The sequence below is a fragment of the Lactobacillus sp. genome (genome assembly GCF_051873315.1).
GTDB lineage: Bacteria > Bacillota > Bacilli > Lactobacillales > Lactobacillaceae > Lactobacillus.
Map to the genome: position 1 here is coordinate 1 of NZ_JBJEES010000120.1, position 25551 is coordinate 25551.

At 53.1% G+C, this 25551-nt stretch carries 23 protein-coding genes; 21 read left to right on the forward strand and 2 right to left on the reverse strand.

The annotated features are described in order from the left end of the window. The 4 genes from ACI32D_RS07010 to ACI32D_RS07025 all read left to right on the forward strand — a co-directional run. Positions 1-310 (forward strand): phosphoribosyltransferase family protein (locus ACI32D_RS07010; RefSeq protein ID WP_439775870.1); only part of this gene is annotated, 310 nt, incomplete at its 5' end. Positions 311-372: 62 nt separating this feature from the next. Next, on the forward strand, positions 373-1758 hold the full coding sequence (gene glmU, locus ACI32D_RS07015; protein ID WP_439775871.1) for a bifunctional UDP-N-acetylglucosamine diphosphorylase/glucosamine-1-phosphate N-acetyltransferase GlmU: 1386 nt from the start codon (positions 373-375) through the stop codon (positions 1756-1758). A 167-nt stretch (positions 1759-1925) separates the two neighbouring features. Further along, on the forward strand, positions 1926-2672 hold the full coding sequence (locus ACI32D_RS07020; RefSeq protein ID WP_439775872.1) for a hypothetical protein: 747 nt from the start codon (positions 1926-1928) through the stop codon (positions 2670-2672). A 224-nt stretch (positions 2673-2896) separates the two neighbouring features. Then, the gene (locus tag ACI32D_RS07025) at positions 2897-3877 is read left to right on the forward strand and encodes a ribose-phosphate diphosphokinase (protein WP_439775873.1); all 981 of its coding nucleotides are present in this window, start codon (positions 2897-2899) and stop codon (positions 3875-3877) included. Between the two features lie 72 nt (positions 3878-3949). Here ACI32D_RS07025 and ACI32D_RS07030 read toward each other — a convergent pair whose 3' ends face one another. After that, entirely contained in the window at positions 3950-5263 is a 1314-nt protein-coding gene (locus ACI32D_RS07030) for an HD domain-containing protein (protein ID WP_439775874.1), read from the reverse strand. Between the two features lie 140 nt (positions 5264-5403). Between ACI32D_RS07030 and ACI32D_RS07035 the strand changes: the two genes are divergently transcribed. From ACI32D_RS07035 to alr, 9 genes are all read left to right on the forward strand, one after another. After that, positions 5404-5802, forward strand: a complete 399-nt coding sequence (locus ACI32D_RS07035) for a DUF1934 domain-containing protein (protein ID WP_439775875.1) — start codon at positions 5404-5406, stop codon at positions 5800-5802. A 45-nt stretch (positions 5803-5847) separates the two neighbouring features. After that, positions 5848-6435, forward strand: coding sequence for a DNA-directed RNA polymerase subunit delta (gene rpoE, locus ACI32D_RS07040; RefSeq protein WP_439775876.1), 588 nt, complete (start codon positions 5848-5850; stop codon positions 6433-6435). A gap of 116 nt (positions 6436-6551) precedes the next feature. Further along, positions 6552-8171 carry a CTP synthase gene (locus ACI32D_RS07045; RefSeq protein WP_439775877.1) on the forward strand — a complete coding sequence of 540 codons (1620 nt, stop codon included), beginning with the start codon at positions 6552-6554 and terminating at the stop codon, positions 8169-8171. Between the two features lie 120 nt (positions 8172-8291). Next, positions 8292-9563, forward strand: a complete 1272-nt coding sequence (locus ACI32D_RS07050; RefSeq protein WP_439775878.1) for a UDP-N-acetylglucosamine 1-carboxyvinyltransferase — start codon at positions 8292-8294, stop codon at positions 9561-9563. A 99-nt stretch (positions 9564-9662) separates the two neighbouring features. Next, a complete protein-coding gene (locus ACI32D_RS07055) occupies positions 9663-9914 on the forward strand; it encodes a type B 50S ribosomal protein L31 (RefSeq protein ID WP_003612793.1) in 252 nt (83 codons plus the stop codon). A 113-nt stretch (positions 9915-10027) separates the two neighbouring features. Continuing rightward, positions 10028-11395: a UDP-N-acetylmuramoyl-tripeptide--D-alanyl-D-alanine ligase gene (locus ACI32D_RS07060; RefSeq protein WP_439775879.1), complete on the forward strand. Its 1368-nt coding sequence runs from the start codon at positions 10028-10030 to the stop codon at positions 11393-11395. 9 nt (positions 11396-11404) lie between these two features. Next, positions 11405-12850, forward strand: a complete 1446-nt coding sequence (locus ACI32D_RS07065) for a DEAD/DEAH box helicase (RefSeq protein ID WP_439775880.1) — start codon at positions 11405-11407, stop codon at positions 12848-12850. Between the two features lie 84 nt (positions 12851-12934). After that, positions 12935-13348: a holo-ACP synthase gene (gene acpS / locus ACI32D_RS07070; RefSeq protein ID WP_439775881.1), complete on the forward strand. Its 414-nt coding sequence runs from the start codon at positions 12935-12937 to the stop codon at positions 13346-13348. Further along, positions 13345-14475, forward strand: a complete 1131-nt coding sequence (gene alr / locus ACI32D_RS07075) for an alanine racemase (protein WP_439775882.1) — start codon at positions 13345-13347, stop codon at positions 14473-14475. Before acpS ends, alr begins: the two co-directional genes overlap by 4 nt. A 53-nt stretch (positions 14476-14528) precedes the next feature. Here alr and cbpA read toward each other — a convergent pair whose 3' ends face one another. Next, on the reverse strand, positions 14529-15227 hold the full coding sequence (gene cbpA / locus ACI32D_RS07080) for a cyclic di-AMP binding protein CbpA (RefSeq protein ID WP_439775883.1): 699 nt from the start codon (positions 15225-15227) through the stop codon (positions 14529-14531). Between the two features lie 169 nt (positions 15228-15396). On the opposite strand from cbpA, the gene pth reads away from it, so the two are divergent. From pth to hslO, 8 genes are all read left to right on the forward strand, one after another. Then, positions 15397-15954, forward strand: a complete 558-nt coding sequence (pth, locus tag ACI32D_RS07085; RefSeq protein ID WP_439775884.1) for an aminoacyl-tRNA hydrolase — start codon at positions 15397-15399, stop codon at positions 15952-15954. A gap of 16 nt (positions 15955-15970) precedes the next feature. Continuing rightward, complete coding sequence (gene mfd / locus ACI32D_RS07090) at positions 15971-19447, forward strand: transcription-repair coupling factor (RefSeq protein WP_439775885.1); 3477 nt, start codon at positions 15971-15973, stop codon at positions 19445-19447. 45 nt (positions 19448-19492) lie between these two features. Beyond that, positions 19493-19735: an RNA-binding S4 domain-containing protein gene (locus tag ACI32D_RS07095; protein WP_002878680.1), complete on the forward strand. Its 243-nt coding sequence runs from the start codon at positions 19493-19495 to the stop codon at positions 19733-19735. Positions 19736-19801: 66 nt separating this feature from the next. Further along, the gene (locus ACI32D_RS07100; RefSeq protein WP_439775886.1) at positions 19802-20182 is read left to right on the forward strand and encodes an FtsB family cell division protein; all 381 of its coding nucleotides are present in this window, start codon (positions 19802-19804) and stop codon (positions 20180-20182) included. After that, positions 20182-20535 carry a S1 RNA-binding domain-containing protein gene (locus ACI32D_RS07105; RefSeq protein ID WP_439775887.1) on the forward strand — a complete coding sequence of 118 codons (354 nt, stop codon included), beginning with the start codon at positions 20182-20184 and terminating at the stop codon, positions 20533-20535. The genes ACI32D_RS07100 and ACI32D_RS07105 overlap by 1 nt, the downstream gene beginning before the upstream one ends. 88 nt (positions 20536-20623) lie before the next feature. After that, on the forward strand, positions 20624-21919 hold the full coding sequence (tilS, locus tag ACI32D_RS07110; protein ID WP_439775888.1) for a tRNA lysidine(34) synthetase TilS: 1296 nt from the start codon (positions 20624-20626) through the stop codon (positions 21917-21919). A gap of 70 nt (positions 21920-21989) precedes the next feature. Further along, positions 21990-24215 carry an ATP-dependent zinc metalloprotease FtsH gene (gene ftsH / locus ACI32D_RS07115; RefSeq protein WP_439775889.1) on the forward strand — a complete coding sequence of 742 codons (2226 nt, stop codon included), beginning with the start codon at positions 21990-21992 and terminating at the stop codon, positions 24213-24215. Positions 24216-24259: 44 nt separating this feature from the next. Further along, positions 24260-25141 (forward strand): Hsp33 family molecular chaperone HslO, encoded by an 882-nt coding sequence (gene hslO, locus ACI32D_RS07120; protein WP_439775890.1) that lies wholly within the window; start codon positions 24260-24262, stop codon positions 25139-25141. The last annotated feature ends 410 nt before the right edge of the window (positions 25142-25551 follow it).

Genomic DNA, 25551 nt, shown 5'->3' on the forward strand with positions numbered 1-25551 from the left:
GTCCTCATCAACTTCCCGGGTAGCCAAGATGGAATTGCCGACCCGGGCCCTGGACAAGGATACGAACGTTCTGATTGTGGATGACTTCATGAAGGGCGGCGGCACCCTGGACGGGATGCGGCAACTGGTCAAGGAATTTGACTGCCAGGTTGCCGGCGTCTGCGTCCTTTGCGAAACTGAATACGAAGAGGAACGCAAGATCAAGGACTACGTTTCCCTGGTCAACATTGACCAGATCGACAGCGAAAAGGAAATCATCCTGGCTCAGCCGGGCAACTTTTTGACTAGAACTAACTTCGACCGTTTCTAAATGTTACAATATAAGCTAGCCAGGAAGGCTAGCTTATTTTGATTGAGAAGGTTACAAAACAGATGGAAAAATATGTCGTAGTTTTGGCTGCCGGCAAGGGCACCAGAATGAAATCCAAGCTTTACAAGGTTTTGCACCAGGTTTGCGGCAAGGCCATGGTTGAACATGTCGTTGACGCGGCCAGAGCGGTCAAGCCAAGCAAGATCGTGACTATTGTCGGCCACGGGGCAGAAGACGTGGAGAAAGTCTTGGCAGGCAAGTCTGAATTTGCCATGCAGGAAAAGCAGCTGGGTACCGGCCACGCGGTTATGCAGGCTGAAGGCCAGCTGGCTAATTTGGAAGGGGCAACGCTGGTTGTAACCGGGGACACCCCGCTTTTTACCAGTGAAACTTTTGAAAAGCTCTTTGCCTACCATGAAGAAGAAGGCAACGCGGCCACGGTTTTGACTGCTGAAGCCCCGGATCCTTTTGGCTACGGGCGGATCATCAGAGACGACCAGGGCAATGTTTTGCGGATCGTGGAACAAAAAGACGGCAAGCCGGAAGAACTGAAGGTCAAGGAAATCAACACCGGGGTCTTCTGCTTTGACAACCAGGACCTGTGGGCTGCTTTGAAGCAAGTCGGCAACGACAACTCTCAAGGCGAGTACTACTTGACTGACGTTTTGGAAATTTTGCGCAAGGCCGGCAAGAAGGTCGGGGCTTACAAGATGCCTGACTTCAGCGAAAGCCTGGGGGTAAACGACCGGATCGCCTTGGCTGAAGCAACCCGGATCATGCAAAGAAGAATCAATGAAGGGCACATGCGGGATGGGGTTACCTTTATCGACCCAACCACGGCTTACATTGACGCTGACGTGGAAATCGGCAATGACACGGTGATTGAAGGCGGCGTGACGATCAAGGGCCACACCGTGATCGGGTCTGACTGCTTGATCACTTCCGGGTCAAGAATCGTTGACAGCAAGATTGGCAATGGCGTGACGGTAACTTCTTCCACGATTGAAGAATCAATCATGGAAGACAACACGGACATCGGGCCAAATTCCCACTTGCGGCCAAAGGCTTTGATCAAGCGGGGAGCCCACCTGGGCAACTTCGTGGAAGTCAAGAAGGCGGAAATTGGCGAGAACACCAAGGTCGGTCACTTGACTTACGTTGGGGATGCTACTTTGGGCAAGGACATCAATGTCGGCTGCGGGGTCATCTTCTCCAACTTTGACGGGGTCAAGAAGTTCCACACGACGGTTGGCGACAAGTCCTTCATCGGGGCCGGGTCAACCTTGGTTTCCCCAATTAAGGTGGCTGACCACGCCTTTATCGCGGCTGACTCAACCATTACCAAGGACGTTGGCAAGTATGAAATGGCCATCGCCCGGGGCCGGCAGGTCAACAAGGAAGACTACTGGCACAAGCTGCCTTTGTCTGAAGACGAAGAATGGAAATAATCTCGAAAAGGAGCTCCGGCTCCTTTTTTAATAAGCAAAATGCATCCGCTTACAGTTGACTTAAGAAAAAATTGCCTTTCTTTTGAGAACTTTAATAAGCAATTTTTAAACAGAGGGTGTATAATCTAGGCAATGTACAAAAAGAAGCAAGAAAGGTTTGCATATCGATGAAGTTTACTAAGAAAATTGCTTTTGCATCAGCATCATTGGCTTTGACTCTGGCTACTCCAGCAGCACTGCTTACTCAAAACGCGGCTTTTGCCAAGACTACCACGGTTAAGCAGGCAACCAAGGTTAAGGTAACTAAGAAGACCACTCCTTTTTACCACAAGGACGGTTCTAAGTTCACCAAGAAGAAGCCTTACGTTTACGGCGACTGGAAGAGCACTGTAGCTTACAAGAACACCAGCTACAACGTAGTTAAGACTGTAACCATCAAGGGTGCTAAGTACTACTACATCGGCAACGACGCTTATTTGAAGGCCAGCGACGTCAAGGTAACCGCAACTAAGACGGTTAAGTCCAGCTCAACTTCAAGCTCAAAGAAGGCAAGCACTACTTCAAGCAAGACTAGTTCCAAGAAGACCAGCTCAAGTTCAAGCTCAAAGAAGACTAGTTCTACTTCAAGCAGCTCAACTTCAAGCTCAAGCACTTCTTCCAAGAAGTCCAGCTCAAAGAAGACTGTAACTCAAGTTCAAGTAACTAAGAAGACCACTCCTTTCTACCACAAGGACGGTTCCAAGTTCACTAAGAAGAGCCCATACGTTTACAACGGTTGGAAGAGCACTGTAGCTTACAAGGGCACTAAGTACAAGGTTTCAAAGACCATCACCATCAAGAACAAGAAGTACTACTACGTTGGCAACAGCGCCTACCTTAAGGCCAGCGACGTTAAGGTAATCGCAAGCAAGTAATTAAGAAAAAGCTTTGACGGAAGTCAGAGCTTTTTTCTTTGGAAAACAGACGATTTTTTCTATCTACTAAAAAATAAAAGGCTTTCTTGCTTTTTTTCAGGTCAAAACAGGAGTAAGAGGAATTTTTTGCTTAAAAACTGAACACAAATGCCTTTTTTCCAACAAAAGAATGCCGGATTTTGTTAGAATAGAACTGGTAAATGCTGTTTTTTTCGGAGGGAATTATGTCTTACAAGGACAACATCAAGCTTTTTGCGCTTAACTCAAACAAACCGTTGGCAGAAAAGATCGCTAAGCGGATGGGGGTAAAGCTTTCAACTTCAAGCGTCGTTCGCTTCAGCGACGGTGAAATTCAAGTCAACATCGACGATTCTGTCCGTGGCAAGGATGTCTTCTTGATCCAATCCACCAGCGCGCCGGTCAACGACAACCTTATGGAACTTTTGATCATGATCGACGCTGTCCGCCGGGCCAGTGCCGCTTCCGTAAACATCGTCCTGCCTTACTACGGCTACGCACGTCAAGACCGGAAGACCCGGGCCAGAGAGCCAATCACTGCTAAACTGGTCGCAGACATGATTCAAGCTGCCGGGGCTGACCGCGTCCTCTCACTGGACCTGCACGCTCCGCAAATCCAAGGCTTCTTCGACATCCCTGTCGACAACCTGATGGGCGCTCCTTTATTGGCTGACTACTTCCTGAGCAATCACCTGGAAGAAGACGCTGTTGTCGTTTCTCCAGACCACGGTGGCGTTACCCGGGCAAGAAAATTAGCTGAATTCCTGGGCACTTCAATTGCCATCGTCGACAAGCGCCGGCCAAAGGCCAACGTTGCCGAAGTCATGAACATCATCGGTGACGTCAAGGGCAAGCGGGCCATCTTGATCGACGACATGATCGACACTGCCGGCACTATCACTTTGGCTGCCCAAGCCTTGAAAGACGCCGGTGCTACTGAAGTCTACGCCTGCGCTACCCACGCCGTTTTGTCCGGCCCAGCCGTTGACCGCTTGAACAATTCCGTAATCAAGAGCCTGGTTTTGACCGACTCAATCCAACAGCCAGCCGAAAAGAACCTCGACAAGATGATTCTCGTTTCCGTTGGGCCTTTGATGGGTGACGCCATCAAGCTGATCATGGAACACAAGCCAATGAGTCCGCTCTTTGACACTCGTTACGACGCTAACAAGTACAAGGACAAGTAAGGATTCGACTATACGAAAAACAACCGTTGCATGTGCAGCGGTTGTTTTCTTTTGCAAATTATTCTTTTGCTTTTATTTTTTCGTGAGCAATTCCCCGTTTTTCAGGTACTGCTGAAAATCCGCCTGCTTGAGCATGGCGACCGGGAAGAAGAAGCGCTCATCGCCCTGCAGGGTCCCGTTTAAGGCCTTGACCAGGGGGCTGAGCTGGGACAGCTCGATTAAGCTGCCGTCTTCCTGCATGATCTCAATTTGGCTGTTGGCGTTCTTGCCACTTGGCTTATAAGCGTCATATGGCTCGTCAAAAGCTGACCCCACCCCGGTGTAGTAGTCAGGGTCAAAGCCGGCATCTTTGATCAAGTCCTTTAATTGCGGCAAAAGCTGCTTGCTTTCTTCGTTGATCTTCACGCTGGCTAAAGGCCGCCGGAAGAGGTAGCGCTTGGTTAAGTCCGCCAAAACCGGGTCGCTGGATTCAGTCCACATGCTGAAGTTGGTTTCCATGACCCCGTCATCCATCTTCAAGTAGTCCTGCAAGTCCCAGGTCCCCGCCAAAAATCTGGCTAAGCTTGGCGTAACCGGCAATTCTTTTTCCTGGTAAAGGTACTGGGCCCGCTTTAGCAGGTGGTGAAGGATGACCTCCATGGACCGGTTGACCCGGTGGTAGTAGATCTGCTGGTACATCTGATAGCGGGAGACGATATAGTCTTCAACGGCATGCATCCCGTTAGCCGTAAAGCAAACCCCTGCTTCATAAGGGCGGATGACCCGCAAAATCCGGGACAGGTCGAACTCCCCATAAGAGGCACCCGTAAAGTAGGCATCCCGCAAAAGGTAGTCCATCCGGTCAGCGTCAGCCTGGCTGGAAATGAGCTTGACCACCTGGGGGTTAGGGTAGGTCTTGGCGATCACGCTGGCCACCGCCTTTGGGAAGTCCGGGTCGACCTTGCTCAAAGCCTGGTTGACCTCAGTGGAAGGATCCAGAATGATCTGCTGGCCGATCTGCTCATGGTTGGTGCCGAAAAGGTGCTCAAAGGTGTGCGAGTACGGGCCGTGGCCGATGTCATGCAAAAGGCCGGCCATCTGCACCAGCAGGTTCTCTTCGGGGGCCCAGAGCCCGTCGCCGGTACTTTGACTAGGGTATTTGTCAGTAAAAAGGTTGCTGATCCGGCGGGCCAGTTCATAGACGCCCAGGTTGTGCTCAAAGCGGGTGTGGGTGGCACCGGGGAAGACGAAGGCTGTCGGGCCCAGCTGCTTGATCCGCCGCATCCGCTGGAATTCTTTCGAGCGGACGACTTCCAGGGCCACTTGGGTGTCCAGGTGGATATAGCCGTGGACCGGGTCACGGACGACGACTTCGCGGGCCAGTTTAGGACTGTCAAATTTTGTCAAAAGTAGATCCTCCATTCTTATTGTTTTATATTTTTGCCGAAACATAGTAAGATATGCTTGACTAGCTATAGAAAATTATAGCAAAAGTTGCCAGGGGCCGCTGCTTGTGGCCATTGTAAGGAGAATTATTTTTTTAAAAGATGAGCAAAATTAAAATCGATTTGACGAGCAAGATCACCCAGGGCGAGCAAACGGAAACCATCCGCCAGCAGGCAGAAGGTGAATTGCGGGAAGACGGCGCGGTTAAAAGAATTTTTTACGAGGCAGAAAAGGTGCCGGTCAAGATGCTCTTAAAAGAACAGGAACTCTTGATCCGGCGGGGGACTGACCACAGCAACTTCTCCCAAATGCATTTTGTCTTGGGCGAAAAAGGGCAGTGCAAGTACGTGGTTGAGGGCCGGCAGCTGGATCTTTTGTCGGAAACCAAGCGCCTGGAATTGAAAGAAAATGCCGCTGGCCAGCAACTTGAAGTTGAATATGACCTCTTTAGTGGTGTAGACTTAATTGGTAGTTATGCCGTCTCGTTGATTTTTGCTTAAATGACGTGTAAAATAGACAAGATTGAATAGAGAGGACGTTCAACTGTGGGATTAGCTGATTTTAAAGACGTGGATCGCAACGAATTGTCAATGATTGAAGTTGCGCACGCAATTTTGGAAGACCGTGGCGAAAGAATGGCTTTTGCCGATATCGTTAACGAAGTGCAAAAGTACTTGAACAAGAGCGACGAAGAAATTCGCCAGCGCCTGCCGCAATTTTACACGGACATGAACACCGATGGCCGCTTCATTTCCATGGGTGAAAATGTCTGGGCCCTGCGGACCTGGTTCAAGTTCGAAGCTGTCGATGAAGAAGTCGACCACCCAGAAGACGATGGCGACGAAGCATCAACTCGCAAGCACCACAAGAAGGTCAACGCCTTCCTGGCCACGACTGAAGGCGACGACGTGATCGACTACGAAAACGACGACCCAGAAGACGAAGACTTGTCCGACGACAGTGACGCTGACGAAGATGACGATGACGACAACTCCGGCGACGATTACGACTACGATGACGATTACGACGACAATGAAGACGACGAAGATGACGACTCATTGCCAGACGGGATCGAAGGCCAGCTGTCACAAATGGATGACGACGACCTTGATGACGATGAAGACGAAGAATAGGATTTTGTCCTTGACTTGCGGCTGAAAAGTCGTTATTATTTTGCTTGGGCACCCTATGTGCGTTTAGCTCCCTAATTGCTAGGGAGCTTTTTTATTATTTTTCAAAGGAGAGCTCAATGACCAAATATATCTTTGTGACTGGCGGCGTTGTTTCATCATTGGGGAAAGGGATTACTGCATCAAGCATTGGTCGCTTGCTGAAGAACCGCGGCTTGAAAGTTACCATGCAAAAGTTCGACCCATACATCAACATCGACCCCGGCACGATGAACCCTTACCAACACGGTGAAGTTTTCGTGACTGACGACGGTACGGAAGCTGACCTTGACTTGGGCCACTATGAAAGATTGGTCGACGTTAGAACCAGCAAGTACTCTAACGTGACGACTGGCAAGATCTACCAGGAAGTCCTGCAGCGTGAACGGCGCGGCGACTACCACGGCGGCACTGTACAGGTGATCCCGCACGTAACCAACATGATCAAGGAAAAGGTCATGCGGGCAGCGCAAATGACCGACACTGATGTGGTTATTTCTGAAATCGGCGGTACGGTCGGCGACATGGAATCAACTCCGTTCATGGAAGCCATCCGGCAAATGCGGCGGGAAGTCGGCTCAGAAAACGTCATGTACGTGCACGTTACCTTCGTTCCTTACCTGCGGGCAGCCAAGGAATTGAAGAGCAAGCCGACCCAGCAGTCAGTTTCCATGCTGCGGTCAATCGGGATCCAGCCAAACATGCTGGTTCTCCGCTCAGAAATGCCAGTTCCGCAGGAAATGAAGGACAAGATATCCACTTTCACCGACGTTCCAGTCGACTACATCGTGGAATCCTTGGACGCGCCATCTCTGTTTGACGTGCCGCTGTCCTACCAGGAACAAGGCGTTGACCAGAAGGTCGTTGACTTCCTCCACATCGACAGCCCGAAGCCGGTTGCCGACATGGATGAATGGCGCCGGATGGACGAACGGGCCAAGAGCTTGAAGTACAAGACCAAGATCACCCTGGTTGGCAAGTACGTTGAACTGGAAGATGCCTACATCTCCGTAACTGACGCTTTGCAGCACGCCGGTTACCTGTACAACAGCAAGATCGAAGTTGAAAAGATCCAGGCTGAAGACATCACTGAAGACAATGTGGCAGAACTTTTGAAGGACACCCAGGGCTTGATCGTGCCAGGCGGTTTCGGCACCCGGGGTCTGGAAGGGATGATCACTTCCATCAAGTACGCCCGCGAACACGATATTCCATTCCTGGGGATCTGCCTGGGGATGCAGATGGCCAGCGTGGAATTCGCCCGCAATGTCCTGCACTTGGAAGATGCCAACTCAGCTGAAGCAGAACCAAACTGCAAGAACAACATCATTGACTTGATGGCTGACCAGCGTGACCAGGAAAAGATCGGCGGTACCTTGCGTCTGGGCCTGTACCCAGCCATGCTGAAGGCCGGCACCAAGACCCGGGAATGCTACGACGGCCAGGAAGTTATCCAGGAACGTCACCGTCACCGCTACGAATTCAACAACAAGTACCGGGAAGCCTTTGAAAAGGCCGGCATGACCTTCTCAGGCGTTTCACCGGACAACCACCTGGTGGAAATCGTTGAAATCACGGACAAGAAGTTCTTTGTTGCCGCTCAATACCACCCAGAATTCTTGAGCCGGCCAAACCGGCCAGAAGGGCTCTTCAAGGGCTTTATTGGGGCAGCCAGCGGTTTGCAGGTCGACAAGTTCTAAATTTTGTACGATAATAATAGATAGTGACAAGAGAAGAGAAACCTCTTCTCTTGTTTTTTTGACGAAGATCTATTAACATTATTATGATAATTTGACAAAAGAAAAGGACTACTTTCCCAAATGAAGCAAATGATAATTCACGGAGGGAAACCCCTGCAAGGCGACATCTGGATTGGCGGCGCGAAGAACTCAACGGTAGCGCTGATTCCGGCCTCAATCCTGTCGAGAACGCCGGTGACCCTGGAATCAGTTCCGCGGATTGCCGACGTTGACAATTTGATGGACTTGTTGAGCGAAATGGACGTGCACTGCGATTTCCGCGAAACGACCCTGCAAATTGATCCGACTGAAATCAAGATGAGTCCCCTGCCAGCTGGGAAGATTAAGAGCTTGCGCGCGTCTTACTACTTTATGGGCGCTTTGCTCGGTCGTTTTGGCAAGGCGGTTGTAGGTTTTCCTGGTGGCGATGACATTGGCCCTCGGCCGATTGACCAGCACATTATGGGCTTTCAATCCCTCGGCGCCGACGTTAGATATGAAAATGAGCAGATTGTAATTACCGCGCCTGATGAAGGGTTGAAAGGGGCCCAGATTCACCTGAAGATGGCTTCAGTTGGGGCAACGATGAATATCATCATGGCCTCAGTCACGGCCAGCGGCCGGACGGTGATCGAGAACGCGGCCAAGGAGCCGGAAATCATCGACCTGGCTACCTTCTTGAACAACATGGGGGCCAAGATCCGCGGGGCGGGGACTGACACCATCAGAATCGACGGGGTTGACCGCCTGGAGGCTAAGGTGCCGCACACGATCATCCCTGACCGGATCGAAGCCGGGACCTACATTTCCATGGCAGCCTGCATCGGCAACGGGATCCGGATTCACAATATCATCGCTGAACACCTTGACGCCTTTTTGGCCAAGGTGGAAGAAATGGGCGTGGTGATCGACACTGATGAAGACTCTCTCTTCGTTTACCCGGCTGGTGACCTGCGCATGGTTCAAGTCAAGACCGGGACCTACCCGGGCTTCGCGACTGACCTGCAGCAGCCAATCACGCCGCTTTTACTGACGGCCAAGACTGGTGAAGGGGTCATCATCGACCCGATCTACCCGAAGCGGACCCGGCACGTGCCGGAACTGCAGAAGATGGGGGCTTCCATCACTGTCGTTAACAACATCATCTTAGTTCACCCAGGCAGCCGCCTGCATGGGTCTGTGGTTCACGCTGACGAAATCCGGGCCGGGGCCTGCTTGATGCTTACTGGTCTGATGGTTGACGGCGAAACAGTAATCAACAACGCCGGCAACATCCTGCGCGGCTACGACCGGGTGGAAGAAAAGCTGCGCCAGCTGGGAGCTGACGTGGTCATCCGTGACGTGGAAGATTAACTTGAGCCCTTGTCAAACGGGCTGGATAGTGGTACTATGTTAGAGTTAATCGATTAATCTATGGCCTGCAGAGGGCTATGGCAAAGGAGTTTTAGAATTATGAAACAAGGTATTCACCCAGATTATCAAGAAGTTTGCTTCATGGACTCAGCAACTGGTTTTAAGTTTGTTGCCGGCTCAACTTTGAAGTCATCAGAAACTGTTGAATTCGAAGGCAACACTTACCCATTGATCCGTGTTGAAATCTCATCAGATTCCCACCCATTCTACACTGGCAAGCAAAAGTTTGCCGCAGCCGATGGTCGAATCGAACGTTTCAACAAGAAGTACGGCTTCAACAAGAAGAACTAATCGTTCTCTTTACTTTAAAAGCAGCCCGCTTGGGTTGCTTTTTTTATTGCGAAGAGCGCCAAACAACGTATAATATACTAAGTGTTAATTTATTCTCAAGGAGCAGTATTGGAATGAAAATGCAGTTGGCAGAAATCGCCCAAGCCTTAAATACCAGTTGTGAAGGGGATGCGGAAACGGTCATTACCTCAGTAGCCTTTGACTCAAGAAAGATCAGCCAGGGCGCCCTCTTTGTCCCGATCAAGGGGGAAAGAGACGGCCATGACTTTGTGGGTTCAGCTATTGCAGCCGGCGCCAGCGCCACTTTGTGGGAGGCAGGCCACCCGGGCAAGCCGGAAGGCATCGCGGTTCTGGAAGTTACCGACACTTTGAAGGCCATGCAGGATCTGGCCCGCTACTACTTGCAGAAGGTCAACCCGACTGTTGTTGGTATCACCGGCTCAAACGGCAAGACCACGACCAAGGACATGGTGGCGGCGGTTTTGGCCAAGCGCTTCAACGTTTACAAGACCCAGGCCAACTTCAACAATGAAATCGGCGTGCCGATGACCATTTTGGAAATGAAGCCGATCACTGAGATTCTGGTTTTGGAAATGGGGATGGACCGGGCTGGCCAATTGCATGAACTGAGCCAATTGGCCCGGCCGGACGTAGCCGTGATCACCATGATCGGGGAAGCCCACATCGAATTCTTCGGCAGCCGGGACAAGATCGCTGACGCCAAGATGGAAATCACGGACTTTTTGCAAGAAGACGGTGAATTCATCTACAACGGTGATGAACCCCTCCTGGCGGAAAGAGCTGCCAAGCTTTCCCAGGACAAGTCCACTTTTGGCTTTGCTGACTCTGACACCATTCATGCCAGTGACCTCCGCAGCACCATGCACCATTCCTTCTTCAAGGTCAACGGGACTGACCGGGAATTCTCAATTCCGATGATCGGCCGCCACAACGTGGCTAACGCCATGGCCGCGATCCTGGTTGGCCGCCACTTCGGGGAAAGCGACGAGGAAATCGCCGCTGGCCTGGCCAACTTCGTGCCAACGGCCAACCGGATGGAATGGGAAAAGGGCGACTGCGGCGAAGACATCATGAGCGATATCTACAACTCCAACCCAACGGCCGTTAAGGCCGTGACTGCCTCCTTTGGCCAGGTTCCAGTAAGTGAAGGCGGCCGCCGCATCGCGGTTTTGGCCGACATGCTGGAACTGGGCAGCCGGTCAGCCGACCTGCACAAGGGCCTGGCTGCCTGCCTTGACCCGGAAAAGATCAACGTCCTTTACCTTTACGGGCCGGAGATGAACCACCTTTACCAAGCCCTGCTGGACAAGTATGACCAGCAGAATCTGCACTACTACCCAGAAGATGAGATGAGCCACTTAATCGATGATTTAAAGAGCGACATCCACAGCCAGGACATCGTTTTGCTGAAGGGGTCCCACGGGATGCACCTGGAACGAGTCCTCGACAGACTGAAATAGGAGAACAATTTGAAATTTACTGAACTAGGATTGAACGACAATATCTTAAAGGCAATCAAGCGGTCAGGCTTTGAAGAAGCCACCCCGATCCAGGCCCAGACCATTCCCTTGGCTCTGGCTGGCCAGGACGTGATCGGCCAGGCCCAAACCGGGACGGGGAAGACGGCTGCCTTTGGTCTGCCAATCCTGCAAAAGCTGGACAAGCAGGACCACGCTATCCAGGCCATCGTAATTGAACCGACCAGAGAACTGGCCATCCAGACCCAGGAAGAACTTTTCCGCCTGGGCAGGGATGAAAAGGCCAAGGTCCAGGTCGTTTACGGCGGGGCTGATATTGGCCGGCAGATCCGGGCCTTGAAGAAGGTGCCGGAAATCCTGGTCGGGACTCCTGGCCGGCTTTTGGACCACTTAAAGCGCAAGACCATCAAGCTGGACGGCGTCAAGACGGTTGTTTTGGACGAAGCTGACGAAATGCTGGACATGGGCTTTATCCAGGACATCGAAAGCATCTTGACCTATGCTGAAAACCGGGACCAGACCCTCTTGTTCAGCGCGACCATGCCAAAGCCGATCCAGGCTTTGGGCGAAAAGTTCATGCATGACCCGCAGGTCGTGAAGATCAAGGCCAAGGAACTGACGGCTGATTTGATCGACCAGTACTTCGTCCGCGTCCGCGAAAACGAAAAGTTCGACACCATGTGCCGGCTGATCGACGTGGAAAATCCAGACCTGGCCGTGGTCTTTGGCCGGACCAAGCGCCGGGTTGACGAACTGACCCGGGGCCTGGTTGCCCGGGGCTACAACGCGGCCGGCATCCACGGCGACCTGACCCAGGCCCGCCGGATGCAGGTGCTCAAGCGCTTCAAGGAAGGGCAACTGGACATTCTGGTGGCTACTGACGTAGCTGCCCGGGGCCTGGATATTTCCGGGGTTACTCATGTTTACAACTACGACATTCCGCAAGACCCGGACTCCTACGTCCACAGAATCGGCCGGACCGGCCGGGCAGGCAAGAGCGGGATGAGCGTGACCTTCGTGACGCCGAACGAGATCGGCTACATGCGGACCATCGAAGATTTGACCAAGAAGAAGATGTCTCCTCTGCGTCCGCCGACAGACGCACAAGCCTTTGCCGGGCAGATGAAGCAGGCGGTCTTGAAGGTAGACGACCTTTTGAGCGGGGATCTCAGCAAGTACGACGACGCGGCGGAAAAGCTGCTGGAAAACTACTCAGCTGAAGATATCGCTGCTGCTTTGCTGAAAGAACTGTCCAACGACAGCGAGGTTAAGGTTACCATCACTCCTGAAAAGCCCCTTCCATACCGGGGCAAGCACTCAAGCGGCCGGGGCCGGAATGGCCACAGCCGGGGCGGAAACAAGAACTTCAAGGGCAAGCGTAATTTTGACAAGAAGAAGCGCAAGCCTGGTTTCAAGATCCACGGCCGGAAAGGCTAATTTTTTAAAAAAGTAAAAAAGACCGGGCTTTTGACCCGGCCTTTTTCTATCTGTGCTATTATTTAAACAGCGTGAGGTGGAAAGATGATCAAAAATATCGGCGTGGATCAGATTGAGGTGGACCGGATCGCCAAGGTCGTTGACCGGGGGGACGGTTTTGCCAGAAAGGTTCTGACCGACCGGGAATTTGCCCAGTACCAGGAATTGACCCATAAGCGGAAGATTGAGTACCTGGGCGGCCGCTTCGCCGTCAAGGAAGCCTTCTCCAAGGCCTGGGGAACCGGGATTGGCCAGGCAGTTTCCTTTGAAGACGTGGAAACTTTGAGGACCGAGTCAGGAGCGCCTGTAACGACGTCGCGGATTTTTACGGGGCGGATTTTTTCCAGCATCGCGCATGATGATCACGAGATCGTCGCCGTGGTCGTGCTTGAAGAGCCGGCCGGCTGGCGCCGCGCGATCGGCAAACTATCGCACCTGTTATCTGGGAGGAAAAAATGATCACAGCAGTTAATCGACCAGCAGCCCTGCACATCAACGTGGCTGCTATCAAGGAAAACACCCGCCAGGCCAAGGCTCACTTGAAGCCGGGCCAGAAGCTCTTTTGCGTGGTTAAGGCCAATGCCTACGGGCATGGGGCAGCGCGCCTGGCGCCAGTGATGGAAGAAGCCGGAGCAGACGGCTTCTGCGTGGCCATGCTGGATGAAGGGCTGGAACTGCGCCGGGCACAAGTCGTCAAGCCAATTCTGGTCTTGGGCCTGCAGCCGGCTGAAGAAGCCGCCCTGGCCGCGGCCAACGACATTTCTTTGCCAGTCTCCAGCCTGGACTGGCTCAAGGAAGCGGAAAAGGTCCTCCGCAAGGAAGGTCTGCAGCTGAAGATCCACCTGGCCATCGACTCAGGGATGGGCCGGATCGGCTTTAGTGAAGACGAGGACTTCAAGGCAGTCAACGAATATCTGCAAGGCAACGACGCCTTCTTCGTGGAAGGGATGTTCACTCACTTTGCTTCAGCTGACTCCGCTGATTCCAGCTACTTTGACTACCAGGTCAAGCGCTTCAAGCACATGGAAAGCCTGCTGACGGTCAAGCCTAAGTGGATTCATGTGGATAACACGGCTGCCAGCCTCTTTGACAAGGACGTGGACAGCGACATCGTCCGTTTTGGGATTGGCCTTTACGGGCTCAACCCGTCTTCAGCCCCAGGCAGCCAGGACTTAGAGCCGGCCTTTGCCCTCAAGCCGGCCATGTCATTTGTCAGCGAACTGACCTATGTCAAGCAGATCCACAAGGGCTACGGGGTCGGCTACGGGTCAACCCACATCGCTGAAGAAGACGAATGGATCGGGACCGTGCCGGTTGGCTACGCTGACGGCTGGATCCGCAAGTTCCAGGGCTTCAAGGTCAAGGTCGGGGACACTTACTGCCCGATCGTCGGCCGGGTCTGCATGGACCAGTTCATGGTTCTCTTGCCAAAGGAAGTGCCGGCTGGCACGCCAGTTGAATTGATCTCAGCTGATCCGGCAGCGCCAAACAGCCTGCGCCGGGCAGCTGACTGGCTGGACACCATTCACTATGAAGTGGCCTGCCAGTTCAATGACCGTCTGGACCGGATTTACGACAACGAATAAAAGCAAGAAAAAACCTCCGAATTTTGCTTCGGAGGTTTTTAATATGCTTTTGCTTATTCTTCGTTCAAGAAGACGCCTGGCTTTTCTTCGCTCATGATGTTCATGCCGGCAGCCAGGTCTTCAACGGCAACGACAGGGAAGCCCTTGGCCTTGAGCTTCTTGCAGATGGCCTTCAGTTCAGTTTCCGTGGTCCCTTGCGGCAGGGTGAAGAGGGTCCGACGGACGTACTTGCCATCAAATTCGCTGGCTGGCGCGTCCAGAGTCATGGCCCCGGCCAGGTTGACGTACTTGGAGATGATCTTGGTCATCTTGGTCAAGTTGCCGCTGTCGTTGGTTGACAAGACAGTCAGGACGTAGGCCCCGGTCTTGACGTTCCAGGCTGAAGACAGCATGTCCAAGAGGCGGGCGTGGGTCAAGATGCCGTAGAAGGTGTTGTCAGTGTCCAAAACGGCAATGTAAGGCAAGTCCTTGATGGTAAAGAAGACTTGGAAGAATGGCGCGTTGATCTTGATGGTCTTGGTGGCGTTCTTCAAGAGGTAGGTTACCGGCAGGCTCATGTCCCCGCCTTGGGACTTGTGGCGGTAAATGTGCATCTTGTAGATGTTGCCGCGGAAGATCTTGCCGCTGTCATCCAGGATTGGCACGCAGCGGTAGCCGGAGCTTTCCAGTACCTTCAAGGCTTCTTCCAGGGTGGCGTGTTCGTTGACAGTCGTCAGGTAGTCTTTCTTGATGACCAGTGATTTGATTAACATAGGAGAACCTCCGTTATGTAGCTTTACATGTAAATGTTTTCTTGTCTCATACTTTCACATTATAGCATGCAGAAAATAGAAATTAAAGTTGGCTTAAAAGGCGGGAAAGCGTAAGATTTTTGCCAGTTGTGCTAAAATTATTAAGATACAGCAAGTGAGGAGACTTTTGATGAAATTAATCGTTGCTTTGGGCAATCCCGGCCTTAAATATGAAAAAACCAAGCACAATACCGGCTTCATGGCCCTGGACCACTACTTAGAAGAAAAGGGCCTGCGCCTGGACCGCGACAAGTTCACGGCCCTCTACGCCAAGGAGAAAGTGGCAGGCGAGGACGTGATCTTCATGGAACCGCAGACTTATATGAATGAATCCGGCAGGGCCGTAGGCGCGGCTGCCAAGTTCTTCAAGATTGATCCTAGCGATATTCTGGTCATTCACGACGACATGGACATGCCAATCGCCAAGCTGCGGATTCGTGCCGGCGGCAAGTCGGGCGGCCACAATGGGATCAAGAGCATTATTGCCTGCCTGGGGACTGAGAAGTTTAACCGCCTTAAGATCGGGATCCGCCACCCAGACAAGCAGAGCGTGGTTTCCTGGGTCTTGACCCCTTTTAACCCCGACCAGCAAAAAGAACTAGAGGCCAGTTTTGCCAAGGTCGACCAGATCATTGACGACTTTATCGCCGGCAAAGACGCCCAGTACTTAATGAACCGTTACAACTAAAGACAAGCACACGAACATGCAAGTAATTGATTTTTTGAAAAAAGATCAGGCAGTGACTGCTTTTATCGCGAAAACGTCCCGGATCAAGAACTCCCTGCTCACAGGAGTCGAACGGGGCGCTTTTGCTGTCCTCATCCAGGCTTATTTAGCCCAGGTGGGCCAGCCCCTGCTCTTGATCGAAGAGAATGAATACAAGGCCCAGGAGCGCTACAACGACTTGAGCCGGCTTTTGGCCGATGATGACTTGGAGCTTTTTGCCCTGGATGGAAACCTGGCCACGCAGACGGCGGTCAGTTCACCGGATGAGTTAAGCAGCCGGGTTCAGTGCTTGAACCTGCTCTTAAGCGGCCGGCCTGGCGTCGTGATCGCGACCCCGCAGGGCCTGCAGTATCCTTTAAGTGACCCGGCCCTGTTTAAAAAGGGGCAGAAGCATTTTGCCGTTGGGGATGAAATTGCCTTGCCCGACCTGGCCCAGTGGCTGAACCAGGCCGGCTACCACCGGGAAAACCTAGTCGTTAAGCCGGGCGAGTTTGCCATGCGGGGGGACATCGTCGATCTTTATCCTTTGGACCGGGAAAGCCCCCTGCGCCTGGAATTTTTCGGCGACGAAATTGACACGATCAAGACCTTTGACCTGACCAGCCAGCGCAGCCTGGAGGAATTGCCGGAAGTAACCGTGCCGGCAGCCAGTGACCACGTCTTTACGGCCCAAGACTTGGACCGGGCGGGCCGGGATTTGGCAAGCGACCTGCCAAAAGAAGCGGCTGCCAGCCTGGAAATGGCCCAGGAGGCCTTGGCTGACGGGCAATTGCCGGATGACTATGACCGCTACCTGGACTACCTTTTGCCTAAATCTTTCAGTCTGCTGGACTACCTGCCGGCTAAAGGTCTGCTTTTGTTCAACGACTGGCAGCTGATTGCTGAAAGCGTCAAGAATATGGGCGCTATCAACGATGACTACCTGGCCAGCCAGATCGCCAGCAAGATGATGACCAGCCGGCAGAAGCTGCGCCTGGATTTTGAGGCGGTGCTAAAGGCAGATGGCCACCACCGCCTCTATGTCAGCTTGATGGCCCACTCCATGGGCCGGCTGCGTTTTGGCCAGCATTTGGCCTGGGACAGCCGGGAAGCGCAGCAGTTTTTCAGCCAGATGGAGCTTTTGAAAACGGAGCTGGACTCTTATGCCAAAAAGGGGCAGACCGTGGTCTTGCAATTGTCCAGCCGCCGGCAGGCTGAGGAATTCAGCCGGAGCTGCCATGACTATGACATCTACCTGCCTTTGGCGGAAGCAGACGGCTTAAAAGAAGGCCGGGCCCAGCTGGTTATCAGTGGCTATGCCAGCGGTTTTGTCTTGCCCGACAGCGACCTAGTCTATCTGACCGAAAGGGAGCTTTTTAACCAAAGCAAGCGGCCGAAGAAGCGGATCAAGACTCTGGAAAACGCCCAGCGTCTGCGCAGCTATACAGAACTCAAGCCTGGCGACTATGTAGTCCACGTCAACCATGGTATCGGCCGCTTTGAAGGCATCCAGACCCTGGAGACCGATGGGAAAAAGCGGGACTACATCACCATCACTTACCAAAAAGGTGACCAGCTCTTTGTTCCAGCTGACCAGCTCAGCTTGGTGCAAAAGTACGTGGCTTCAGAAGGCAAGCAGCCCCATGTCAACAAGCTGGGCGGCAGCGAGTGGGCCAAGACCAAGAAGCGGGTTGCCGCCAGAGTCGAGGATATCGCTGACGACTTGATCGACCTGTACTCAAAAAGAGAGGCGGAAAAGGGCTTTGCCTTTTCCCCGGATGGATCAGACCAGGCCGCCTTTGAAGCTGCCTTTCCTTACGAGCCAACCCCTGACCAATTGCGGGCTACGGCGGAAATCAAGGCTGATATGGAAAAGGCCAAGCCGATGGACCGGCTTTTGGTCGGGGATGTCGGCTTCGGGAAAACTGAAGTAGCCATGCGGGCTGCTTTTAAAGCCATCTGCGACGGCAAGCAGGTCGCCTTCCTGGTGCCGACGACCATCCTGGCCCAGCAGCACTACCAGACCATTAAAGACCGCTTTAAGGGCTTTCCGGTGGAAATTGCCAGCCTCTCCCGTTTCCAAGGCCAGGCCGAAAGCAAGAAGATCGTGGCTGGCTTGAAAGACGGCAGCATTGACTTGGTAGTCGGCACCCACCGGATTTTGTCCAAGGACGTCCAGTTCAAGGACCTGGGTCTGCTCATCATCGATGAAGAACAGCGCTTTGGGGTAGCCCACAAGGAAAAGCTCAAGCAGCTGAAGACCAATATCGACGTTTTGACTCTGACGGCCACTCCGATTCCGCGGACTCTGCACATGTCCATGATCGGGATCAGAGACCTGTCAGTCATGGAAACGCCGCCCCAAAACCGGTATCCGATCCAGACCTACGTCCTGGAGCAGTTGCCGGGTACGGTCAAGGAGGCCTGCCAAAGGGAAATGCAGCGGGGCGGGCAGGTCTTTTACCTGCACAACCGGGTTGGCGACATCGAGGAAACAGTGGCCCGCTTGGAGCAGCTTATGCCTCAGGCCCGGATCGCCTATGCCCACGGGCAGATGAGCGAAAACCAATTGGAAGACATCTTGAGCCGCTTTTTGGACCGGGAATTCGACATTTTGGTCACCACGACCATTATTGAAACCGGGATTGACATGCCTAACGTCAACACCATGATCATTGAAGATGCCGACCACTACGGCCTAAGCCAGCTCTACCAATTGCGGGGCCGGATCGGCCGGTCAGCCCGCCTGGCTTACGCCTACTTCCTCTATCAGCCAAACAAGGTTCTGACGGAAGTGGGGGAAAAGCGGCTGGACGCCATCCGGGACTTTACCGAGCTGGGGGCGGGCTTCAAGATCGCCATGCGGGACTTGTCCATCCGCGGGGCCGGCAACATGCTGGGGGCCCAGCAGCACGGCTTCATCGACAGCGTCGGCTACGACCTCTACTCCCAGATGCTGGCTGACGCCATCAAGGAGCGGCAGGGGAAGAAGCCGGTCAAAAAGAGCAATGCCGAGATCGACCTGGGCCTGGAAGCCTATATTCCAGAAGATTACATCGCCGATCAGGAGCAGAAGATCGAATTTTACAAGAAGATCAAGGGCATCGGCAGCCTGCAGGACCGGGAAGACATCGAAGACGAACTCCTGGACCGCTTTGGCGACTATCCAGCTGCTGTTGAGAACCTGCTCAACGTGGCCAGCTTGAAGGCCAGCTGCGACTTGGCTCAGATTTTGACCCTGGTCAAGGAAAAGGACCAGATCCGGGTCATTTTCAGCGATTCCGGCAGCCGGGAAATGGAAGGGCCAAACATCTTCAAGGCCCTGGAACACGTGTCTTGGAAGGCCCGGATCGCTCTTGGGGCCAAAAAGCGCCTGGTGGTTACCCTGCTTTTGCCAGACAAGCTGACCCGGCGGGCCATGTTCGCGGAACTGGGCACTTTTGCCAAGGACGCGGCGGAGATCATCCAGCGGTAATTTTTTAAGAGTAAAAAGCTAAGTATTAACAGACAGGAGACAAATATGAGAATCGACAAATTTTTGAAAATTTCCCGCCTGGTCAAGCGGAGAACGGTGGCAAAGGAAATGGCTGACCAGGGCCGGGTAAGCGTGAACGGCAAGACTGTCAAGTCCAGCTACAACGTGGTTGTCGGCGACGTGATCGCCGTAGCATACGGGACTAGGGTAATCAAGGCCCGGGTTCTGGACTTGCGGGAAACGACCAAAAAGGCGGAAGCCGGGGACTTGTACGAATTAGTCGACTAATGACTTTTTCCACCAAAGCTGATATACTAAATCTATTATATGATTTTAGGATAAGGGTAGACAGTGATGGGGAACAACAGAGGAAATCAGCAAAACGTAACGCCGCTGCGGCCGGACCAGGATGTCCGCCGCCTGAAGAAGCGGCAAATCAAGTTCAGAGAAGTGCACCGGGTCCGGCGCAACCGGATCGTGGCTTTGATCCTGCTGGTCTTTGCAGTGCTGGGCTTCCAGCTGGCCATGACCAAGGCCCGGACGGCCAAGATCCAGAAGCAGGTCAGTCAGAACCAGGCAACTTTGACCAAGATCAAGAAGAACAAGGAAAAGCTGACCAACGAGCGCGACGACATGAAAGACAGCGACTACGTGGCCAAGGTGATCCGCTACAAATACAAGTACACTAAAGATGGCGAGCGGGTCTACAACATCAAGGAAAAGGGCGATAACTGATGAACTACAAAGTTGGCCAGCGCCTTGACGGTGTAATCAACAATGTGACAGACCTGGGCATCTTCGTGACCCTGCCCAAGCATAAGAGCGGCTTGGTTCACCGCAATGACTTTGGCAGCGACTGGCCAAGAGAGCGCCAGCGCTGGCAGGTGGGCGACCAGGTCAGAGTGGTGGTCCAGAACCTGCGCAAGGGCCGGCTGGACTTGTCCATCCGCCGGGTCAACGATCCGGAACTGATCGATCCGGCCAACCAGTTCAGCCAGTTGCAGGCCGGCGACTTTGACCGGGTCCTCAACCAGGTTGACCAGGAGGCGCGAGCAGAAATAAAGCAGCTGGAAGCTGCCTTGAAATAAGAACGGCCCTAGGGGCCGTTTTTTGCTTGGATCTGTAGTTTTTAATCTGGAATCTTTTCTTTTTGCCAAGAAGAGGGAGTGATGGCTCATGGACATTGAAAAAAGACTGGCAGCCTTTTTTGCCGAAGAAGGCCTGCCTTTGGAAGGAAATTTCCTGGTCGCGGCCAGCGGCGGTCCGGACTCAATGGCGCTGCTTGATTTGATGCGGCGCTTGCCGGGAAATTTTAAGCTCTACGCGGCCCATCTTGACCACCAGATCAGGCCAGACAGCCAAAAAGAAAGCCAGGTGTTAAGGGCTTACTGTCATAAGTACCGGCTCCCTCTGTATGAAAGCGTCTGGCCCAAGTCCCTTCATCCAGAAAACGGCCTGGAAGCAGCAGCCCGGGACTACCGCTACGACTTCTTGTTTGAAGTGGCCCGGCAGGTTAAGGCTGACTACCTGCTGACAGCCCACCACGGCGATGACTTGCTGGAAAATATCCTGCTCAAGCTGGTCCGGTCAGGTATTCCCCGGGAAATGAACAGCCTCAAACCTGTCAGCCAGCGGGGGAAGGTCAAGCTGGTCCGGCCGCTTCTGGCTGCCAGCAAGGCTGATCTGTTGGCTTATGTCAAAGAAAGAGGACTGGAATATGTCGAAGACGGGACCAACTTTGAGGGCATTACGGCCCGCAACCGCCTGCGCCAGGAAGTAGTCCCGCTTTTGAAAAAGGAGAGCCCAGATCTTTTGGAAAATGCCTGGCGCTTCAGCCGGGAAATGACGGCGGAAGAAGACTGTTTTGCCCAGGCAGCCGGCAAATTGCCTGAGCCGGAATTTCTCTTTGGCGGCTGGCGGATCCCCCAGGCAGCCGGGCAGGCGGAAACCGAGCTCTTCAAGGTCTACCTGGAGAATTTTATCCAAAAAAAGTACAATAAAAGAGTCCAGCTGGACCGGGTTTTACTGGCGAAAGGGCAAGGCCAGGAAAAAGGGGGGCTCCACCTCTGCTTTTACCAAGGGCATTACTGGCTTTACCCGGCCGAGCAGCCAGCTCCCAGTCCCCTAAGGCAAGTTGAAGTCGGCCAGCCTTTCTTTTTCAGAGGCCGCTGCTACTTGCTAAGCGAGGAAAAAAAGGCAGAAAGTCCCTTGGCGGAAATATCATTTCCCGGGAAATTATTTGCTGGCAGTCTGCCGGCTGGCCAGCGCCTGCTTTTAAAAGACGGCCGCCATGCCAAGAGCAAGAAGCTTTTCGCGGCGGCGGGGATTCCGCTGGCCTTGCGGGGCAACTGCCTTGGCCTCTTTGCTGGACAAGAAGCGGTTTATGTTGAGGGCTGCTACCAGCAGCCAGTCAAAGAAGAAAAAAGGCCGCTGTATTTGCAGCAAGTGAAAACATGCAAGAAAGACAGGTAAAAGTTTCGATAGTTGCCGGCTTTTATGTTAAAATTTGGGGAGTAATTCTTCGATCTGACGGAGGTCATTTATGAAAAATAATCGGAATCGACTATTTAGCAATGGTCTATTCTACATAGTCGTATTTTTGCTTCTCCTCTGGGGAATCAATTGGGCCCTTGGCGGCAGCAGCAATTCCGGAGCAACTGAAACCATCAGCTACACGGAATTCGTGAAGAAGCTGCGCAATGGCGAAATCAAGGACTTTAACGTGCAGCCGTCCAACGGGGTTTACTCCGTAACCGGTAGCTACAAGTCAAGTCAAACTAAGTCATCCTCAAGCTCAGATATTTTTGGCGGCAGCAGCTCCTCCAAGGTGACTGGCTTCTCAACCACGATGCTGGAAAACGACTCCAGCGTCAAGAAGGTCCAGGACCTGGCCCAGTCTGAGAACGTCAAGATGAGCACCCAGGGTGAATCACAGTCCAGCAACTGGATCTCAACGATCATCATGCTGGTGCCAACCGTCCTCTTCATTGTCTTGATGGTCATGATGATGAACCAAGGCGGCAGCCGCGGCCAAGGCGGCGGCATCATGAACTTCGGCCGCTCCAACGTCAAGCCGCAGGACCCTAAGAAGAACAAGGTCCGCTTTGACGACGTGGCCGGTGAAGAAGAAGAAAAGCAGGAACTGGTGGAAGTTGTTGAATTCTTGAAGAATCCGGCAAGATACACCAAGCTGGGGGCAAGAATCCCGTCTGGTGTCCTGCTTGAGGGGCCTCCGGGTACTGGTAAGACCTTGCTGGCCAAGGCCGTTGCCGGTGAAGCGGGCGTGCCATTCTTCTCCATCTCTGGTTCAGACTTCGTTGAAATGTTCGTCGGGGTCGGGGCCAGCCGTGTCCGTGACCTGTTCACCAACGCCAAGAAGAACGCGCCAAGCATTATCTTCATCGACGAAATCGATGCCATCGGCCGCCAGCGTGGCAATGGCCAAGGCGGCGGCAACGATGAACGTGAACAGACCTTGAACCAGCTGCTGGTTGAAATGGACGGTTTTGAAGGTGACGAAGGCGTTATCGTCATGGCCGCTACCAACCGGTCTGACGTTCTTGACCCGGCTTTGACCCGGCCAGGCCGTTTTGACCGGAAGGTCCTGGTTGGTCGTCCGGACGTCAAGGGCCGTGAAGCCATCCTGCGCGTTCACGCCAAGAACAAGCCGCTGGCTGACGATGTTGACTTGAAGGAAGTTGCCCGCCAGACTCCTGGTTTTGTCGGGGCTGACCTTGAAAACGTCCTTAACGAAGCTGCCCTGGTAGCCGCCCGCCGCAACGGGACCAAGATTACCGCGGCCGACATCGATGAAGCTGAAGACCGGGTAATTGCTGGTCCTGCCAAGAAGGACCGGATGATTTCCAAGAAGGAACGCGAACGCGTGGCCTTCCACGAAGCCGGTCACTCAATCTGTGGTCTGGTCTTGAGTGACTCAAGAACGGTCCGCAAGGTTACCATCGTGCCTCGTGGCCGGGCAGGCGGTTACAACATCATGCTGCCTAAGGACGACCAGTTCATCTTGACCAAGAAGCAGCTCTTTGAGCAAATCGTTGGTTTGATGGGTGGCCGGGCCGGTGAAGAAGTCGTGGTTGGCGACCAGTCAACTGGGGCCTCAAACGACTTTGAACAAGCTACGGCAATCGCCCACAGCATGGTGGTCAACTACGGGATGACCGATGAACTGGGCATGGTTGAACTGGAAAAGGAAGGCGAAGGCATTCCTTACGGCTTCAAGCCTTACAGTGAAGCAACCGCCGCCAAGATCGACGAAGCAGTCAAGAAGATTTTGGACGAAGCCCACGCCAAAGCGGTTGAAATTGTTGAAAACAACCGGGAAAAGCACCGGATCATCGCTGAAGCCCTGCTGAAGTACGAAACTCTGGATGAAAAGCAGATCTACTCACTCTACAAGACTGGGAAGATGCCTGAAAAGTCCAGCGAAGAGTTCCCATCTGAAGCCAAGGCCTTGAGCTATGAAGAAGCCAAGGAAGCTGCTCAGAAGCGGGCAGAAGAAAAGGCTGAGGAGAAGGCGGAAGAAGACATTGCTGAAAAGCAAGCTCTGGCAACGCCAAGCGAAGACGCGGTCAAGCCGGAAACCGACGCCGCCAAGCTCGCTGAGCCAGATGATTCAGCGAGTCAGGAAGACTCTGCTGATGCTCTGCCGACGCCAAGCGAAAGCGACCTGTCAAAGGATCCTGAAAAGGACAAGAATGACGCTCCTAGTCAGAAGACTGAACAAACAGACGATTCAGACAAGGATGAATAGAAGAAATAGAGCCGGCAACGGCTCTATTTTTATGGAGGAAAATCATGAACGACTACTTAATCAAAGCAATCAATGCCAGCAAGGACCTGCGTCTTTTGACCATTAACGGCAAGGACCTGGTCGCTGAAGCGCAAAAGCGGCACGACACCTGGTCAGCTTCTTCAGCTGTTTTGGGCCGGAGCCTCTTGGGTACGCTGCTTTTGGCTGGGGCAGAATTAAAAGGTGACCAGGAACTGACTTTGCGCCTGTTGGGCGATGGCCCGGTTGGGGCAACCGTGGTTACGGCCAAGTCAGATTTGACTGTTAAGGGCTATGTCCAAAACAACCACGTGGCCTTGCCGGCCAGAGAAGACGGCCATATCGACGTTAAGAAGGCTGTCGGCAAGGGCTGGCTGCAGGTAACCAAGGACCTGGGCTTGAAGCAGCCTTACACTGGCGAAGTGCCGATCGTATCTGGGGAAATTGCTGAAGACTTGACCTACTACCTGGCTAAGTCAGAACAGATCCCGTCAGCTGTCGGCCTGTCAGTTTTCGTCAACCCGAACGACACTATTGGGGCCGCGGGCGGCTTTTTGCTCCAGGCACTGCCAGGGGCCAGCGAAGAACTGCTGAAGGAAACGGAAGACCGGATCAAGGCCTTGCCGCAGCTTTCATCCGCCTTTTTGGACGGGATGACGCCAGAAGACTTGTCCAAGAAGATCCTGGGCGATGACTGCAAGATCTTGGAAAAAGACGAGGTCTCCTACCACTGCGACTGCTCCAAGGAAAAGTATGCCGGCATGCTGGAAACCTTGAAGGGCAGCCAGCTCAAGGAAATGATCGAAGAAGACCATGGGGCTGAACTGGTCTGCAACTTCTGCGGGGACAAGTACAATTTCACTGAAGCAGAACTGCAAGCCATTTTGGACAAAAAGCTGCAAAAATAAGTTTTTGTCCCTTGACGAAAAGTAAAAATTACTTTATGCTCTAATTATAGTTAAATTAAGTAAAGCTTAAGAAGATGAGTAGTCAGGGGAAGCCTCTACAGAGAACTGTTGGTGCTGAGAAACAGGGGGCGAAAGCTGGCGAAGATGGTCTTGTGTTGGCATGGTCCCGGCGAGTCGCTGATAAGCCGGACCCGCTTAACGCCCGTTAGCGCGTTCAGATCTTCTGACTGGAAGACTTTAAGGGCCCTGGCCGTGAGGCGGGGCTGAATAAAGGGTGGTAACGCGCGAAGACGTCCCTTGGCCTCTGGGCCAAGAGGCGTCTTTTTTTCTGGCAGAGCATCTGCTGAGGAAGCATTTTTTGCTTTGAACGATGGGTGGTAACACGCTAATAGCGTCCCTGAGAGTTGATC